Source organism: Rasiella sp. SM2506 (assembly GCF_050859505.1).
Taxonomy (GTDB): Bacteria; Bacteroidota; Bacteroidia; order Flavobacteriales; family Flavobacteriaceae; genus Marinirhabdus.
In genome coordinates, this window is record NZ_CP193934.1 from 1,682,205 (window position 1) to 1,699,232 (window position 17,028).

19 protein-coding genes and 1 pseudogene are annotated in these 17,028 nt (G+C 38.8%); 3 read left to right on the top strand and 17 right to left on the bottom strand.

The genetic code is table 11. The features are described 5' to 3' along the window. Window positions 1–23: 23 nt before the first annotated feature. The 8 genes from ACQ2HF_RS07545 to ACQ2HF_RS07580 form a co-directional block, all read right to left on the bottom strand. Complete coding sequence (locus tag ACQ2HF_RS07545) at window positions 24–1,112, bottom strand: amidohydrolase family protein (protein WP_432413068.1); 1,089 nt, start codon at window positions 1,110–1,112, stop codon at window positions 24–26. Between the two features lie 160 nt (window positions 1,113–1,272). After that, window positions 1,273–2,058, bottom strand: a complete 786-nt coding sequence (locus tag ACQ2HF_RS07550; protein WP_432412915.1) for an SDR family oxidoreductase — start codon at window positions 2,056–2,058, stop codon at window positions 1,273–1,275. 171 nt (window positions 2,059–2,229) lie between these two features. Next, window positions 2,230–3,693: an aldehyde dehydrogenase gene (locus tag ACQ2HF_RS07555; RefSeq protein WP_432412916.1), complete on the bottom strand. Its 1,464-nt coding sequence runs from the start codon at window positions 3,691–3,693 to the stop codon at window positions 2,230–2,232. Between the two features lie 6 nt (window positions 3,694–3,699). Next, window positions 3,700–4,530 (bottom strand): alpha/beta hydrolase, encoded by an 831-nt coding sequence (locus tag ACQ2HF_RS07560; RefSeq protein ID WP_432412917.1) that lies wholly within the window; start codon window positions 4,528–4,530, stop codon window positions 3,700–3,702. A 35-nt stretch (window positions 4,531–4,565) separates the two neighbouring features. Beyond that, entirely contained in the window at window positions 4,566–5,012 is a 447-nt protein-coding gene (locus ACQ2HF_RS07565) for a RidA family protein (protein WP_432412918.1), read from the bottom strand. 144 nt (window positions 5,013–5,156) lie between these two features. Beyond that, the gene (locus ACQ2HF_RS07570) at window positions 5,157–6,557 is read right to left on the bottom strand and encodes an FAD-dependent oxidoreductase (protein WP_432412919.1); all 1,401 of its coding nucleotides are present in this window, start codon (window positions 6,555–6,557) and stop codon (window positions 5,157–5,159) included. A 130-nt stretch (window positions 6,558–6,687) separates the two neighbouring features. Then, on the bottom strand, window positions 6,688–7,947 hold the full coding sequence (gene kynU / locus ACQ2HF_RS07575; RefSeq protein ID WP_432412920.1) for a kynureninase: 1,260 nt from the start codon (window positions 7,945–7,947) through the stop codon (window positions 6,688–6,690). Beyond that, a complete protein-coding gene (locus ACQ2HF_RS07580) occupies window positions 7,947–8,639 on the bottom strand; it encodes a hypothetical protein (RefSeq protein ID WP_432412921.1) in 693 nt (230 codons plus the stop codon). The genes kynU and ACQ2HF_RS07580 overlap by 1 nt, the downstream gene beginning before the upstream one ends. 75 nt (window positions 8,640–8,714) lie before the next feature. Between ACQ2HF_RS07580 and ACQ2HF_RS07585 the strand changes: the two genes are divergently transcribed. Together ACQ2HF_RS07585 and ACQ2HF_RS07590 are read left to right on the top strand one after the other, a co-directional pair. Then, complete coding sequence (locus ACQ2HF_RS07585; protein WP_432412922.1) at window positions 8,715–8,882, top strand: CDGSH iron-sulfur domain-containing protein; 168 nt, start codon at window positions 8,715–8,717, stop codon at window positions 8,880–8,882. After that, entirely contained in the window at window positions 8,882–9,157 is a 276-nt protein-coding gene (locus ACQ2HF_RS07590; RefSeq protein WP_432412923.1) for a GNAT family N-acetyltransferase, read from the top strand. The genes ACQ2HF_RS07585 and ACQ2HF_RS07590 overlap by 1 nt, the downstream gene beginning before the upstream one ends. A 64-nt stretch (window positions 9,158–9,221) precedes the next feature. Here ACQ2HF_RS07590 and ACQ2HF_RS07595 read toward each other — a convergent pair whose 3' ends face one another. The 6 genes and pseudogenes from ACQ2HF_RS07595 to ACQ2HF_RS07620 form a co-directional block, all read right to left on the bottom strand. Continuing rightward, window positions 9,222–9,350 (bottom strand): hypothetical protein, encoded by a 129-nt coding sequence (locus tag ACQ2HF_RS07595; protein ID WP_432412924.1) that lies wholly within the window; start codon window positions 9,348–9,350, stop codon window positions 9,222–9,224. 46 nt (window positions 9,351–9,396) lie between these two features. Continuing rightward, a pseudogene (locus ACQ2HF_RS07600) lies at window positions 9,397–9,480 on the bottom strand (lmo0937 family membrane protein); the annotation flags it as partial. Between the two features lie 185 nt (window positions 9,481–9,665). Then, on the bottom strand, window positions 9,666–11,201 hold the full coding sequence (locus ACQ2HF_RS07605) for a cryptochrome/photolyase family protein (protein WP_432413069.1): 1,536 nt from the start codon (window positions 11,199–11,201) through the stop codon (window positions 9,666–9,668). Window positions 11,202–11,336: 135 nt separating this feature from the next. Next, entirely contained in the window at window positions 11,337–12,635 is a 1,299-nt protein-coding gene (locus ACQ2HF_RS07610; protein ID WP_432412925.1) for a DASH family cryptochrome, read from the bottom strand. Continuing rightward, window positions 12,632–12,772, bottom strand: a complete 141-nt coding sequence (locus tag ACQ2HF_RS07615) for a DUF2256 domain-containing protein (protein WP_432412926.1) — start codon at window positions 12,770–12,772, stop codon at window positions 12,632–12,634. The genes ACQ2HF_RS07610 and ACQ2HF_RS07615 overlap by 4 nt, the downstream gene beginning before the upstream one ends. A 3-nt stretch (window positions 12,773–12,775) precedes the next feature. Further along, window positions 12,776–13,393, bottom strand: coding sequence for a flavin reductase family protein (locus tag ACQ2HF_RS07620; RefSeq protein ID WP_432412927.1), 618 nt, complete (start codon window positions 13,391–13,393; stop codon window positions 12,776–12,778). An 85-nt stretch (window positions 13,394–13,478) separates the two neighbouring features. Here ACQ2HF_RS07620 and ACQ2HF_RS07625 point away from each other — a divergent pair, with 85 nt between their 5' ends. Further along, a complete protein-coding gene (locus ACQ2HF_RS07625; protein ID WP_432412928.1) occupies window positions 13,479–14,276 on the top strand; it encodes a class I SAM-dependent methyltransferase in 798 nt (265 codons plus the stop codon). Between the two features lie 59 nt (window positions 14,277–14,335). On the opposite strand, the gene msrA is transcribed toward ACQ2HF_RS07625, so the two are convergent. The 3 genes from msrA to ACQ2HF_RS07640 form a co-directional block, all read right to left on the bottom strand. Continuing rightward, window positions 14,336–15,016 carry a peptide-methionine (S)-S-oxide reductase MsrA gene (gene msrA, locus ACQ2HF_RS07630; protein ID WP_432412929.1) on the bottom strand — a complete coding sequence of 227 codons (681 nt, stop codon included), beginning with the start codon at window positions 15,014–15,016 and terminating at the stop codon, window positions 14,336–14,338. A gap of 128 nt (window positions 15,017–15,144) precedes the next feature. Then, window positions 15,145–15,927 carry a zinc ribbon domain-containing protein gene (locus tag ACQ2HF_RS07635; protein ID WP_432412930.1) on the bottom strand — a complete coding sequence of 261 codons (783 nt, stop codon included), beginning with the start codon at window positions 15,925–15,927 and terminating at the stop codon, window positions 15,145–15,147. 3 nt (window positions 15,928–15,930) lie between these two features. Further along, window positions 15,931–17,025 (bottom strand): Nif3-like dinuclear metal center hexameric protein, encoded by a 1,095-nt coding sequence (locus ACQ2HF_RS07640; RefSeq protein WP_432412931.1) that lies wholly within the window; start codon window positions 17,023–17,025, stop codon window positions 15,931–15,933. Window positions 17,026–17,028 lie beyond the last annotated feature (3 nt).

The window sequence follows — 17,028 nt, forward strand, 5'->3', positions numbered from 1 at the left end:
ATACCTTAGAAAAGGTAATTTGTTTATATGCCTAAAATTCTATCCACCAACTTTTTCTTTGCAGCTTCATCATCGCCACATAACCATTGTATTACGTTGTCTTCCCACATCGCATCGGCATCAGCTTCAGTGATAATATTTCGGTCTTTGGCCAGATCCAGAATTTTTCCAGGGTACGAAGATTGCACTACGCTTTCCATTTCACCAAGTGGATACGGATCGTCCAGCCCAACCAATACCTGCTTTACCCCTTGATTTTTCACCACTAATTCCAGAGAACCCGTGTCATGCACCAACGTATCAAAAAAGATATTTTTGTGTCCTACGCTTTTTCTAGGGTGTGTTTTACCTTCAAATAAGTCTGGACGACCATCAAAACCTTGAATTCTTCGGCCTAGATTCATTTGCGCCAGCTGTCCGCCGTGGGCAAAACACGTTCGCATATTGGGGAATTTATCGGCATAGCCATTCAGCGTCATAAAATGATAGGCATCAGCACATTGTGCGAGCATCCAAATAAGATGAAATCGCCAAGAGGTATTCTCCAGTTTAATAAACTTTTCCCCATCGTATGGGTGTACTTCAACCGCGAGATTATATTTACTGGCAAGTTCAAAAATAGGTTCGTTCTCTTCGTCGAAAATACAACGCCACGTACCAATAGTGTCCATATAGTGCGTAGGCAAACACAATAATTGCATTCCCAATACTTCCACACAACGCTCAATTTCCCAAAGCGCACCACGAATAAAACCAGGGTGAATTACAAAGCCGCAGGTAAACTTAGACGGATTCTCCTTTTGGATCTTGGCATTATAATCGTTTTGAAAACGAAGTGCCTGTTTCATTTCTTCCAGTCGCAGCCCATTTCCATAAAGTTGTGATAGGTTCAAGACAACCGCATGGTCAATCTTGTACTTTTCCATCCATTCTAGCTTTTCATCCAGAAAAAAACTAGAATCGGTTACGGGGCGGCTCCAATCCTTCTGAAGCATAAATTTTCGGTCTTTATCCACCCAAAAAATACCTTTGTCTTGCATAAATTGTGGAATCTCCTCTGGATAAGGGAGCAAATGTGAATGGCCGTTTATTCTAAGTTTTCTTTTTGTCATGGCTGCTGCCCGCATAGACGGGTATCTATTTATTATCCGTCTTATAAGTGATCCCTTAGACAGATAATTGGTTTGATTATTTGGGCGTGCCTCGCCGCGGCGAGTCGGGCTTTCGTGGCTACATGGTAGCCTACTCTATCCCTCACGCAGAAAGTTAAAGTTACAAACTTTTTGTTCTTCCACCATCTACAGGAAGATTAATTCCATTAATGTAACTGGCGGCTTCAGTGGCTAGAAAAGCAACTGCATTTGCTATTTCACCTGGTTGGGCGAAACGTTTGGCGGGCACAAGGTTTTTCATAAATTCGGTTGCTTTTTCTTCGGAACCATCAAAGCGTTTGGAAGCGTTGGCAACAATATCTGTTAAACGATCGGTTGCTGTAAAGCCAGGGAGTACGTTGTTTACAGTAATTCCATATTGTCCTAGTTCGTTTGCCAGAGTTTTACTCCAACTAGCCACAGCCCCTCGAATGGTATTGCTCACGCCAAGGCCATCAATAGGTTGTTTTACCGAAGTGGAAATAATGTTTATAATCCTTCCGTAATCTGCTTCTTTCATTCCCGGCACCAAAGCTTGCACTAAAATATGATTACACTCCAAATGCATAGAAAATGCCTTAATAAATTCCGAAGTATCCGCTTCAAAAATAGGTCCACCTTTAGGACCTCCCGTGTTGTTCACCAAAATATGCCAAATATTTTGTTCCTTAAAAACAGCAACTTTTTTGCGTACATCATCCGGTTTTGTAAAGTCTGCCACAAAATAGTTGTGTTTTTGTCCTTGCTCGTGATGTAATTCGATCAAGGTTTCTTTTAGTTTTTCCTCATCTCGGGCTACCAAAGTAACGGTGGCACCCATTTTTGCCAATTGCTTTGCAACTGCTTTTCCAATGCCTGCGGTACTTCCGCAAACCAATGCATTTTTATCTGTTAAATCTATATTCATAGTTTTGCCCAATTTTATGGATTCTAGTATTGTTGTTTGTTCGAGCGCAGTCGAGACCTACATTTAAGGTATCTTTAAAATTAAGCAAACTTAATTTTTTAAATGGTACTCGAGGGGACTCGTATATGTTTAAAATATAATCTATTAAAATTACCGAAACTACCAAGCTCGTTAAGAATTGTTTGGCAAATCGGTATACGAAATACACACATTTTTAGGCTCTGTGAAAAAACGCAACGCTTCAAATCCGCCTTCACGCCCTACGCCACTATCTTTCATGCCCCCAAAAGGAGTGCGTAAATCACGGTTAAGCCACGTATTTATCCAAACAATTCCAGCTTCTAGTTGCTTTGAAAGCCGCATAGTTCTGTTCAAATTATTAGTCCAAACAGTTGCAGAAAGTCCGTATTTCACATCGTTTGCTAGGTGTAATGCTTCTTCTTCAGTTTTAAAAGTCATTATAGTCACTACAGGTCCAAATACTTCTTCTTGCTGAACGCGACAATTATTATCTTTTACTTCAATCACGGTGGGTTGCAAATAGTAGCCATTTTCAAACCCTTTTACCAAAACTCTTTCACCACCGAATAAAACCTTCCCACCTTCATTTTTGGCGATTTCAATATAGCTCTCCACTTTCTCCAAATGTTCTTTTGACACCAAAGCGCCAATAGTCGTATCACCATCAAACGGATTCCCGATTTTTAATGCGGAAACTTTCGCCACAAAGTCTTTTTTAAATTTTTCTGAAATAGATTCCTCTACATAAATCCTACTTCCACAGAGGCAAATCTGCCCTTGATTCGCAAAAGAAGATGTTACCGTTACGGCAAGCATTTTTTCATAGTCACAATCTGCGAAGATGAGATTTGGATTTTTTCCACCTAATTCCAATGAGAGTTTTTTAAACATAGGTGCAGCTGTTCGGGCAATATGTTCACCCGTTTTGGTGCCGCCTGTAAAACTAATGGCTTTTATGTTAGGATGCGCAACAATGGCTTGCCCAGCTTCGGGGCCTGTTCCGTGGACAATGTTTAAAACTCCTTTTGGGAGGCCTGCTTCGGTTAAAATTTCGCCTAACAGATAGGCCGTCATAGGAGTAACTTCACTGGGTTTGGCAACTACACAATTCCCTGCTGCAATGGCTGGAGCGACTTTCCACGTAAATAAATAGAGGGGTAAGTTCCACGGCGAAATACAACCTACCACGCCAATTGGGCTACGTAAGGTGAAATTCATGGTGTTTAAACCAACACTTTCGTGAGCTTCACTTGCAAACTGCGTAATGGCATTCCCAAAAAACCGAAAGTTTGAAGAGGCTCGTGGAATGTCAACCGCTTTGGCTAAGCTCATGGGTTTACCATTATCATTTGCTTCCGCTTGGGCTAAACGGTCTAAATTAGCTTCAATGAGGTCTGCAATTTTTAATAGAATTCTGCTGCGTTCTTCAATAGTAGTATTGCTCCAGGCTGGAAAAGCGTTTTTAGCGGCTTGGTATGCATTCTCAACATCTTCGGAAGTACTCTTTGAAATTTTTGAATATACTTCGCCAGTACTAGGATTGTAATTATCCAGCCATTCCCCTGTAATAGGTTCTTGGTACGAACCGTTAATATAGTTTAGAATTTTGTTCATAGTCACTTATTTCTTAGAATGATCCAAAAAAATCTTCTCAAAAGCATCATACACCGCCAGATGTAATGCATCTCCATGGTCTTGCGCTTCCAAAAATTTGTAATACACTTTATTTTTAGTGTCTTTAGATGCCGCCAAAAATTTATAGTACAGGTTAACGGCGCCTGTTTGCATGGTTGGACCTTCTGTTCCACCTGCAATATAAATATGTTTCGGACTCCAGGTTTTGACGCCTTCTAGCTTTAATATAGATTGGTCATCCCACCAAATACTTGGGCTTACAATAATATAGTTGTTAAAAAGGTTTGGTTTTTTTAGTAAAATTTCAGCAGCGAGTAAGCCGCCTAACGACTGACCAATAATGGTTTTTTCTTCTGAAATTTTATAATTGGAAGCAATGAACGGTTGCAATTCACGCTCCAAAAACTGAATAAATGTTGCAGACCCGCCCGAAGTGGGTAATTCTTCCTGATCGAGCTTGTTGTTTGACGGATAGGTAAAATCTCGTTTTCTATCCACGTTGGCAATACCCACCACAATACTTTCGGGTAGCATATGTATCCACGAAAAAGAACCAAACTGAACCACTCCGGCAATATGAATAAAATCCTCATTGGCAGATCCATCCAGCAAATAAATCACGGGGTATGCTTTACTGCTTTCAGCATAGCCATGCGGAAGGTAAATATTGAGTATACGGTCTTCCTTTAATATTTCTGAAGGAATGGAAACCGTTTCGCCAATTACAAAAGGTTTTGTTTCCTTTTTTGAAATAACAGTTTGTCCAAAACCTAGGTTGAGGTAGCATAAAAAGAGGAGTGTATATAAAATTTTCATAGTTCCAGGAATACGTTAATCACAACCACGAAACCTTATTTTTCTGGTTTGTAGGCCGTCACTTTAATTTCAATTACCAAATGAGGGTGTGGCAACTGATGTACGGCAACGGTAGTCCTGGCAGGTCCTGTTTCCTTACTGAAAAACTCGCCATACACTTGGTTATACCCGCCAAAATCGTTCATATTTACCAGAAAAGTAGAAACGTCTACAACATCTGCCATCGTGGCATCTTCGGTGGCAAGCACATCTTTAATGTTGTTTAAAACGGCTCTAGTCTGTTCTTTAATATCCAGAAAAATAGTTCCCATCTCATCAATTTTATTGGCGCCAGCAATCGTATTATCTGGCAAACGCGAACTTGTCCCGCTCACAAATAAAAAATCTCCCGCTCGTTTAATATGTGGATACGCACCTCTTGGGGTGGCTTTTCCTTCTACCGTGTTCCCGCGAAGGCGGGTATCATTGTTTTTGTTTGTCATCTTTTATTTTATTTAAACCACGAACCACGACTGAAATCAAATCAACCTTCAAGGTGTCGTCGAGGCACGAGACCTCCTTGTAGGTTTAGTTTCAAAATTTAACCCCTTAAACCTACAAGTATCGCTTTGCTCATACCTTGCAGGTTAACCAAAGGCAATTTCATCATCGTGCATAATTGCGTTGGTTTCTTTTTGCACCAATTCCAGCTTCTCTCGTAGGCTCATTACTTCTGTGATCTTACCGTCTGCTATTAGGTTTAAAATGGCTTTATCCTGTGCACGGCCTTTTTTTAAAGCTTCAGAATAGGTGATGGCTTCCTTAAAGGTTACTAAGGAATATTTACTATAATATTCCTGCGGAAACTCAGCTTCAAAAGCGGTTTCCAGTTTTCGTTTTTGCTGAAATAGAGGACTGGCAGTGTGTTCTTTCATTTCGTGGAAATTATCCACGGCCAAATCTGCTATTGCATCCGTATCTTTTTTTCTGGCTTTTTCATATTCGTAAAATACTTTTTGCCAATCTTCTTTTCCTTCAAAATCATTTAAAATTTCATCAAACACCACTACATCTTCAAAACTTGCGTTCATGCCTTGTCCGTAGAAAGGTACAATGGCATGAGCAGCATCTCCCAACAACAATGTTTTCCCGTAACTATTCCAGGGAGAACATTTTATGGTCCCCAAAGGTCCCGTTGGGTTGTCAAAAAATTCTTCGACCAGATTTGGCATTAAAGCCACGGCATCTGGATATTCTTTGCTGAAATATTCGGTTACCATTTCTGGCGTAGTTAACGTATCGAAACAATAATCGCTATTGGAATAGGGTAGAAAGAGTGTTACTGTAAAACTTCCGTCCAAGTTAGGTAGTGCGATGAGCATGTCTTCGCCACGTGGCCAAATGTGTAAAGCGCCTTTGTCGGTTCTGTAACCGCCACCTTCTGCGGCGGGAATGGTAATTTCTTTATAGCCGTGCGTGAGCCATTCCTGCGAAAAACTAAACAGAAATTTTTTATGATTAAACATGTTTTTACGCACTACAGATCCTGCTCCATCGGTTCCTAAAACAACATCGCCACGATAGGTAACTTCTTCATCTGTGGTGTAATCTTTAAAAGTTGCCGAAGCATTTTCTAGGTTAACCGATTTACATCCTTTGTTAAAAATGATTTCTACATTGGGCATTTTTTCGGCTTCATCTAACAAGAGCATATTTAAACCCGGACGTGAAATAGAGTTGATAAACTCGTCTTTACGGCCGCTGTATTTGCTTAAAAAAGTAGTGCCTTCGGTATCGTGAATCATTCTGCCCAACATAGGGATACATAATTCTTTAGCCAGTTCCTCAACCCCTGCTAATCGCAGCCCTTTTAATCCTCGATCGCTTAACGCTAAGTTAATGGATCTACCAGCATCTTGGTGTTGTTTGCGAAGGTCTGGACGTTTTTCAACAAGTTGAACGTTATAGCCGCGTTGTGCCATCCTAAGCGCAAGAAGACTTCCGCAAAGGCCAGCGCCTATAATAAGTATGTTTTGTTTTTTTGTCATTTTTTTATTTTAGAACCAAGACTTCGGTCGCTTTGTTTCCTTTTTTGAATCACGAAGCAAGATTATTGACTAGTTAAACATTCGTCTTGTTTCTTGCAGTGAACAAAGTGAACGGTCTTGTTTCTTGTTTCTATAGTAATACTTTTTTTAACCGCTCCACAAATTCCCAGACATCTTCAAAACTATTGTACAATGGGGCAGGAGCAACACGTATTACGTCCGGTTCACGCCAGTCACTTATCACACCAGCTTCGGTTAATTTTGTATGTAATTCTTTATTAGCATTTCTTAATTGAATACTCAATTGGCAACCACGTGCTTCTTTATTTCTTGGGGTGATAATGTTGATGTTGTCATCATTCAATTCATCTAAAAGGAACTCCAGGTACCCAGTTAATTTTTCAGATTTATTTCGCAGATTGTTAAAACCCGCTTCGGCAAACACATCGAGGCTGGCTCTTATTGCCGCCATGCTTAAAATGGGTGGATTGCTCAATTGCCATCCTTCGGCACCTTCCAGAGCGTCAAACTCGTGGCGCATATTAAAACGTGTTGCTTTGTTATGTCCCCACCAACCCGCAAATCGGTTTAGAGTGTCATCTTTTGCGTGGCGTTCGTGCACAAAACAACCTCCCAGACTTCCGGGACCGCTGTTTAAATATTTGTAACTACACCACACGGCAAAGTCAGGACCTGTTTCGTGCAAATTTGGCTGAATATTTCCTGCACCATGCGCCAAGTCAAAACCAACTTTACAACCATGTTTATGACCTAGCTCAGTAATTTTTTTCAGTGGAAAATGTTGTCCTGTGTAATAATTGGTGCTGCCAATCATTAGGAGTGCAATTTCGTCTCCCTGCTCTTTCATTATTTCTTCAAGGTCTTCAAAACGACACAATTCTTCGCCTTTTCTGGGTTTCCAAAGGATTAATCCATCCTTGGAGTCGAAGCCATGAAATTTTAACTGGCTCTCCATCGCGTATTTATCGCTTGGAAAGGCATCGCTCTCTACTACAATTTTATATTTTGTTTTTGTAGGCTGATAGAAACTTACCATCATTAGATGCAGATTGGTGGTAAGCGTATTCATTATTACTACTTCATTTGGTTTGGCACCAACGATAGCTGCCATATTTTTGGTAAGGAATTCGTGGTAGGGAAGCCAAGGATTTTCAGCATCGGTATGGCCTTCCACGCCGTGTTTTGCCCAATCGTTTAACTCTTGCTGAAGGTATTCCTGTGTTAACCTGGGTTGCAGGCCAAGGGAATTTCCGCAGAGATATATCAAGGATTTTCCATCTGTACCTGTTGGCACTAAGAATTGTTGCCTAAAATGTGCTAAAGGATCTTCGGCATCACACTTTTGAGCATATGATAAGGTGTTTTTCATTATTTTTTTACTGAAATATTAGTGAAATACAATTTAAAACCACCGGTACTATCCTGGTGCATTGTGGCTATTTGTAAGCCGTTAAAATCTTCATACGCATCCCAAGTAGTCGTCATAGATGGTTTTTCGGCATTCCCTTGTCTAAAATTCCATTCTTTTACCTTAAAATCATTGTCATAGAAAAAATCGTATGCATCACCAGGGGTATAACCGCCTTCACTTCCGTAGGTGATGGTAATTTTGTTGAGCAGGTCTCCTGAGATAGGAGCCGCTTCTTTAGTCGCTTCCGAAATTTTCGTGCCCTCGTCCCAAACCAGATTGTAGGGTGCCAATAGCCAGTATTTGTCGTTAATAAAGGCAGCATCATATGGTTTCGAAACACTGTCCAGTTTATTTCGGTTAAAAGAAACGGTGTCTTGTGCATTACGCATCGTGATATCGTTTGTTTTGGGTTTCCAAGTCCAAGAGCGTTCGGAATGATTTCCGGCTCTATCTACATTAAATGTAAACTTTATTTCTGACACGTCTTTCCAATGTGCGATTCCATTTTCGTAAGCTATGGTCTGAGCTGCCGTGAGTTCTGGGTTTTTTTCAGGATTAGGGATAAATTCTACGCTATCGTTATTTTTGGTTGTTTCTTGGCAGGAACTAAACAATACGGCAGATAGTAGTGTTAAGAGTAGTAGTTTCATCTAAAATATTTTACGTAAAAATAAGAATTTGCAGGGCGATATGAATATATTTACGTAAATAAAAACCCAAACAAAATGACTGCAATAAACTTAATAGGAAAAGGACCGCTTATAGTACTTGGCGAACATACGGTAACACTGGAAGACGGTAGCCAAGTGGTAAAAGAAACCAGAGCTTCATACTGTCGTTGTGGAAGTAGTGAAAATTTTCCGTTTTGTGATGGGAGACATAAAGGTTTATAATGGAACTATCAATTTCAGAAAATAGAGAAAAAAGCCGTTTTGAAACCAAGCTTGATGGGAAAACCGCATTTATAGATTATAAACGAAAAAGCGATGTGATGTACCTCACGCATACCGAGGTGCCGGAAGAATTAGGTGGAAAAGGAGTTGGCTCTTCATTAGTAAAATTTGCGCTGGAAGCGGCAAAGAAGGAAGGTAAAAAAGTAATTTCCCAATGCTCTTTTGTAAGTGGGTATATAGAACGACATCCCAAATTTAAAGACTACCTTGTTTAAAATAGCTCAAAAAAAAGACCTTTTTAATTCTATTAAAAAGGTCTTTTCATATTTCAGCAAATAATTAATCTACTGCATCTTCTACATCATCTGCAATTTTCTCAACAGTAGATTTCTCTCTGCAACTTATAAAAGAAGTTGCTGTAGCTGTTAGTAATCCTGCTGCTAGTAAAAATGTGAATACTTTTTTCATGGTTTGATTTTTTAAATGTTTAATAAATGTACTAAATTTTTAGGGATTATGGTTTACGACCTATTGCCAGTCGATACAATATCTCAATTACGGCAAGTGTAAGTAAAATATGGACTAGGCTTCCTGTAACCTCTCCAAATCCAAAATAGCTAACGAGTCATCCTATAATTAATAGTACAATGGCAAGCCATAGTACCTCACCCATGGTTTTACTTATGTAACCATTTATATTATATAAAATAAATTTATGGATAAAACATTTTTAATTTAAGTTGTTTAACCTGTGTTTAACCCTCTCTGTTAAAGAGGTCCCAACTAGAAGGAGTCTGGGTTTTCGATTATTTTGGCAGCCCGTTCCTTTAATGCTGAACGTTTCTCAGCCGGCATTTTTTCTAACAAACTCATCATCATATTCATACGCTGGTTATTTTTAAAATGTGCTTTTTTATCGTCTAAGAAATTCCAATACAAGCTGTTGAAAGGACAGGCGTCTTCTTCAGTTTTCTTGGATACTTTATAGTGACAGCCTTTACAATAATTGCTCATTTTGTTAATGTAACTTCCGCTGGATACATATGGTTTTGTAGCCACGATGCCACCGTCTGCAAATTGGGACATTCCGCGAGTGTTAGTAATCTCAACCCATTCTATGGCGTCTATATAAATCCCTAAATACCAGTGATCAACTTCGTCTGGATGGCATTGGGTGAGTAGCGCAAAATTACCTGTAATCATTAAGCGTTGTATGTGGTGCGCATAGGCGTGCTCTAAACTTTGTTTTATCGCATGGTGGAGGCAATTCATTTTTGTGTGGGCGGTCCAGTAAAATTCTGGAAGTTTGTTTTGGTTGTCTAGTTTGTTGTATAGGCGATAGCCAGGCATTTCCTTCCAGTAAATACCACGCATATATTCACGCCAACCTACTATTTGGCGTACAAAGCCTTCCACCTGCGAAATATGGATATCATTTTTATGCGCTCGCCAATGCCCAATAACCGAATCAATCACTTCTTTAGGGTGAAGCATTTTACTATTCATAGCAAAGGAAAGCCTGGAGTGGAAGACATACACGTGTTGCGTGTGCATGGCGTCCTGGTAGTCGCCAAAGTGGACCAACAACTTTTTACAGAAATAATGTAATACCGAAAGACCGTCCTCTCGTGATGTAGGCCAACTGAAATTAGTTTCTTTCACTTGTCCAATGGTTGTAACGCCAGCATCTTTTATGCGTTTTACAGTTGCTGAAACGTCCTTTCTAAATCCACGCTCGTGTGGAATTTCATGCTCACCTTTCCATTTGTTACGGTTACTTTTGTCGAAGTTCCATTTACCACCTTCGGGATCTTTGTTGTTTACCATCATGATGTCATGCTTCTTGCGCATGTCACGATAGAAGTACTCCATGACCATTTCTTTTTTACCTTCGTAAAAGTCTTCAAGATCGGTACGTGTGGTAAAGAAATGTTCCGTGTCAAACACTTCGGCTCCTATTTCAATATTTTTACAAAATTCTTTTAGTTGGACATCCAGCCTATATTCGTCGGGGAGTTGGTATTCAAATTGATCGAAGCTATATTTTTCTATGAGATATTCTAAGTTTTTTACGAGATCTTGCTGATTATCTTTATGGTCTAATGGGTAGTAAATCACTTCGTGTCCTCTCTCTTTCAACCATGTAGCAAAATTTTCCATCGCTTCAAAAAAAGCAACTACTTTTTGGATGTGGTGCGTAGTATAATCTGTTTCTTGACGCATTTCTGCTATAAAATAAACAGAGTCTTTATGGGGGCTGTCAAACCACGAGTGTTTATGATTTAATTGATCGCCAAGAATAAGTCTAAGAGTTTTCATCATTGAAATTGAAATTGAGATTGAAATCGAAACTGAATTCTGAGATCAATTTTGTGAAAATTATACAGTGTAAGGTTCCTGAGTGATTTTTAATTTTTGTGAAACAAAAAATTAGCAATTGTATCGATGGGCCTTTCATTTCAACCATACATTAACATATGCTCCGTTGGGATCGTAATTTTCGGCCTGTTTTTCAATATTAAATTTTCGGTCACGCGGATCATTACCAACACCTGAAACATATTGCCAATTTCCCCAATTGCTGTGCACGTCATAATCTATAAATAGACTTTCAAAATAGCTAGCGCCAATTCTCCAATCCTGTTGTAGTTCTTTAGCCCAGAAACTTGCCACGTTTTGCCTGCCACGATTGCTCATCCATCCGGTTTTGGCTAATTCTTTCATATTGGCATTTACAAAATTGTATTTGGTTTTGCCTTCAATCCATTGTTCCTTTATTGCTTCGGAAATTTTCCAATTATATTTTTTTTCCAAAACCCCACCCATTGTAAAAAGTTTATCGCCGTATTTCAGCGATATAAATTTGAAGAAATCTCTCCAAATAAGCTCAAATACTATCCAATGAGTATCTTGATTTTTCTTTACTTGTTTTTCAAATTTTTTGACTTCCCAGTAAATCATTCGTGGTGATATACTTCCGTTAGCTAACCAAGCCGAAAATTTTGAACTGTACTCTGTTCCAATAAGTTCGTTACGAGTTTGTTTGTAGGTAGCTATGTTTTGGGTCTCCCAAATATAGTTTTGAATTCGTTCCCTGCCTGCTGTTTCGCCTCCTTGAAATGGAAAAGCGGTGCGATGGTCTAATTTTGGAGGTTCCAGCCCTAGTGCTTGAAGCGAAGGGATTTTTGTAGTAAACTTCGCTATTTTTTCAGCTGAAATAGAACAGTTTTGCTTTTTTGGACTTTCAGCTAGCTCCCTTACTGAAGTGTATTTCTCACATTTTTTTCTGAATTCTGTAAATACCTTAGGAATCTTACTGAAATCATTATAAGGAATATCCTCAGGATGAAATAAAAACTGATCGTAATATTGGTGCCAAGCAACTTGTTCCGTACTCTTAGATTTTACAGCATTAGTGACTGAAACTTCCTCGCTTGTCCATTCGGTTTGGGAGAAGATATTTTTCACTTCAAAATTTGCTATTAAATTCGGGAAAACAACTTCTGGCTTGTCGTGAAATAGGAATAAGGGAATGGTTAGTGTCGAGAGTTTTTCCTGGAGGTTCGCAATACTTTCTATTAGAAATTGAGCTCGAAATGCACCTGTTTTTGGAAATTCAAATTCAGTTTCGGCATAATGTCTTGGGTCAAAACAGTAGACGGCTATTACGTCACCTTCGGCTTTCATAGCTTCCGCTAAAGGTTTGTTGTCTTCAACCCTTAAATTGTTTCTAAACCAGACTAGTTGTGTCATATACTTTTGTTTTTTCGGCAGCGTTCGCTACAATACACCACTTCATCCCAAATATTTTCCCATTTTTTGCGCCAAGCAAAGGGGCGTTCACACACACGGCAAATTTTAGTAGGAAGATTGGGTTTTTTATGTGCCATGGACTAATCGTTTGGTCGTGCATAGGTTTCTCGCTGTAGCAAACTTGGTAGCGTATATCCGTCAAGTCCGTTTATAGCGAGCGTATTGCCTTTGTCTAACTGAATAAACCCGTCGTCCTGCAGCATTGCTTCTTTGCAGAATAGGTGTTTTATCTTCCCAATAATTAGCAGGCATTCGTTTTCTTTAATACAATACTCATTTACATACTCACACGCTATTTGGACTGGAGAGCCTGTTACAAAGGGTGCAAAAAATTTTTCCTTATATTCTGAAACCAGCTGTGTTTTGTCAAATTCTGAAATACTACCGTCATATTTGGCACTCGTATGATGGGCATCTTTAATAATATCCTTGTGGACGTGATTGACAGTGAAGACCCCTGTTTTCTTCAAATTGTCATATGTATTTCTGGACACGGTAGTGGGACGTAGAATAAAACCCAATAACGGCGGATTACTTCCCAAATGAAGTACACTACTAAAAATGGCTACATTTTCGATGCCGTCTTTAGACCTTGTTGCGATGAGGTTGGCAGATTTATATCCTGTGCAACTATTAATTAAGTTGATTCGGTGCAGTTTTTCTAATTGATCAATGGCGTTATTACTGAAATGTTTCATTGGTTAAAAGTAAACTTTGTCTATCAAAAGGCTTTAAAGATTAAACAAAATTTAACTTACTATCTTTCGCTTCTAAATGAATACCATGAATATAAAAAAGGCATTTGAGACAAATAAAAAAACGTGGGAACAAAAAGTAGCCATACACGCACAGAGTGATTTCTATTTTTTAGAAGAATTTAAAAAGGGAAAATCTTCATTAAACCTATTTGAATTGGAAGCGTTGGGCGATGTGTCTGGAAAAAGTATGTTGCACTTACAATGTCATTTTGGACAAGATACACTTAGCTGGAGTAGGATGGGAGCTACATGTACAGGGGTCGATATTTCTGAAGAAGGAGTAAAGTTAGCTCAATCTTTAAATAAAGAATTACAGTTAGATGCCAATTTTGTATGCTGTAATGTTTTGGAGACTTCTCAACATATTTCTGAAACCTTTGATATTGTTTTTACAAGCTACGGAACCATTGGCTGGTTGCCAGATTTAAAACCTTGGGCACAGATGATTGCTGAACGCTTGAAACCTGGCGGTGTTTTTTATATAGTAGAATTTCACCCCATCCCTTGGATGTTCGATTATACCGTTTCGCCACCTAAGTTAACATACGGTTATCAGCAAAAAGAAGCTATTTACGAAGAATACCAAGGTACTTACGCCAATACAAATTCTAAGATGATTAGCAAAGAATATGGCTGGAACCATAGTTTGGGAGAAGTAATTACATGCCTAGCTACCGCAGGACTTACCATTGAGTTTCTAAGAGAACACGCTGTTTCGCCGTATGCTATATTTCCTAATTTGGAAAAGAATGCTGAAGGTTTGTTTGAAATGTCCGGTGGATTGTACCCGCTTTTGTTTGAGATAAAAGCAATAAAGAAATAAAAAAAACCTGACGAGTTTTGAAAACGGTCAGGTTTATAAAATATATTAATTATTAACGCTTAGTGTGCAGCGTCTTTCAATAGCTCTGGAAATTTTTTCTGAAACCTTCTTAGTCTAGGAACAGACACATTTTGAATATATCCATGATTTGGGTTAAGGCGTTCAAAATCCTGGTGATAGGCTTCTCCTATCCAAAACTTTTGGAAAGGTACTACCTGTGCGGCTACCTTGCCTTCCCCTAACTCTTTTTCAAGTTCTGCAACTTTGGTTTCGATAATCTTTTTCTGCGCATCATTCTGATAAAAAATAATAGAACGATACTGTGAGCCGTTATCTGGTCCTTGGCCATTTACTTGTGTGATATTTTGTGAGCCAAAATATACATCCACTAATTGCTTAAAGCTTACAATAGTTGGATTATAGATAATCTCTACAGCTTCTGCGTGACCTGTACGTCCTGTGTTACTGGCTTCGTATGTAGGATTTTCAGTATGCCCACCGCTATATCCAGAAATTGATTCTTCCACACCCTTTACACTTTCGTAAATTGCTTCTACACACCAAAAACATCCACTTGCGAAGTACGCTTTTTCTAAACCATTTTCGGCAGGGATTTCTACAGGTTTTTGTGTGTTTTGAGCTTGTGTCTCGTCTTTCTTGTTGCCTTCGTTGCTGGATTGGCAAGAGGCTTGCATGATAAGTGCTATGAATACGAATGCAATAGAAAATATTTTTTTCATAATAATTTTTATTTTTTCTGTTGGTCGGTTATATCCCGAATACTTTCACTTAAGGTAATAAAAAAAGCCTTCACGTAGTGTGAAGGCTTTGTTATAGTTTGTACTCGACTCGCTTGGGAGTAGAAGGCTTATTTTATTTTTTTGAACAATTCGTTCATTTTTTCCTGTTCTTCAGTTGCCAATTCTGGATCTACCAAAATACGACCACTATGCTCATCTGTAATAATTTTTTTACGAGAGGCAATTTCCATTTGCACTTGTGGTGGGATGGTAAAGAAAGAACCTCCAGAAGCACCGCGTTCTACAGCTACAACGGCTAAGCCATTTTTTACATTGGTTCTAATACGCTTATATGCTTTTACCAAACGTTCTTCAATCTTCTTTTCGAATTTTTCAGACTCTTTGATTAATGCTTTTTCCTCTTTCTCGGTTTCTGCCAGAATTTCATTTAATTCGCCTTGCTTGTGTTTCAAGTGATCCTGACGACCGCCTAATCTAGATTGAGTCTCCTCGATTACGGCATTTTTCTGTTCGATCTGTGCCTTGAACTCTTTGATGTGCTTATCGGATAACTGAATTTCCAATTCTTGAAATTCAACCTCCTTGCTCAACGAGTTAAACTCACGATTGTTACGCACGTTATCTTGCTGAGACGTGTATTTTTTGATTAAGGACTTTGATTCTTCAATCCCGTTCTTTTTTTCTTTGATGTTATCTTCAATAACTTCAAGTTCTGCTTTCAACTTGTCCAGACGGGTGTTCATTCCGGCAACTTCGTCTTCAAGATCTTCAACTTCCAAAGGTAATTCCCCGCGTACGTTTCTAATTTCATCTACGCGAGAATCAATTAATTGTAAATCGTAAAGGGCTCTTAACTTCTCTTCTACAGTAGTTTCTGTTTTTGTGGCCATAAATTAAAAATAGCTAATAGGATTGGTGTTTGTTTGTGATAAAACGACTGCAAAATTAGTGATTTTTTTTGTAAGAATAGCAACTAAAAGGTCTTTTGTGTATTGTTCACTTTCATAATGCCCCACATCACAGAGTAAAATCTGGTTTTCAGCCTGAAAAAAGTCGTGGTACTTAAAATCTGCAGATACAAAAGCATCGGCTCCTTGCGCTTTTGCCGCTTTAATGGCAAAACTGCCACTTCCCCCCAAAACTGCTACTTTTTTTATTGTTTTATTTGTTAGGGCGGAATGTTTTACACATCCAGTTTTAAATTTTGATTTTACGGTTGAAAGGAATTCTTTTTCTGAAACAGCTTCAGTAATTTCTCCTATCATCCCCATTCCTAACTGTTGGTGTGAATTTTCAAGCGTTGTAATTTCGTAAGCAACTTCTTCGTATGGATGAGAGTTAAAAAGGGTTCTCAAGATATTAGCTTGTAAATGCTTCGGAAATGTGACACTTAATTGGCTTTCGGTTTCAAAGTGAAGTTCTCCTATTTTACCAACTTTTGGAGTGCTTCCGTCTTCTCCTTTAAAACTTCCTTGCCCTTCTGTAGTAAAACTGCAGTGACTATAATTGCCAATAGTTCCAGCGCCTGTTTCAAAAAGTGCATTCCGCACCAATTCAGTATTGCTAGAAGGCACATACGTGGTTAGTTTTTGAATTGTTTGCGATTTTGGCACTAATATTTTTCGGTTTTGTAATCCTAATACGTCACATATTTTAGCATTTACCCCGTTCCAGGAATTATCCAGAGCGGTATGAATAGCAAAAATGGAAATATCGTTTTTAATAGCTTTTTGTACCGTGCGCTCTACATAGGTTTTGCCTGTAAGGTTTTTTAATCCTGAAAATATAATGGGATGAAAGCTTACAATTAAATTACAATTGTTTTCTATGGCCTCATCCACAACGGCTTCTAAGGTGTCCAGAGTTACCAAAACACCAGATACTTTGCTAGTTGCGTCGCCCACTAACAATCCGGTATTGTCAAAATCCTCGGCATAGTGAAGCGGGGCATAGTCATTCAAAATAGTAATAACATCTTGTACGGTCATTTT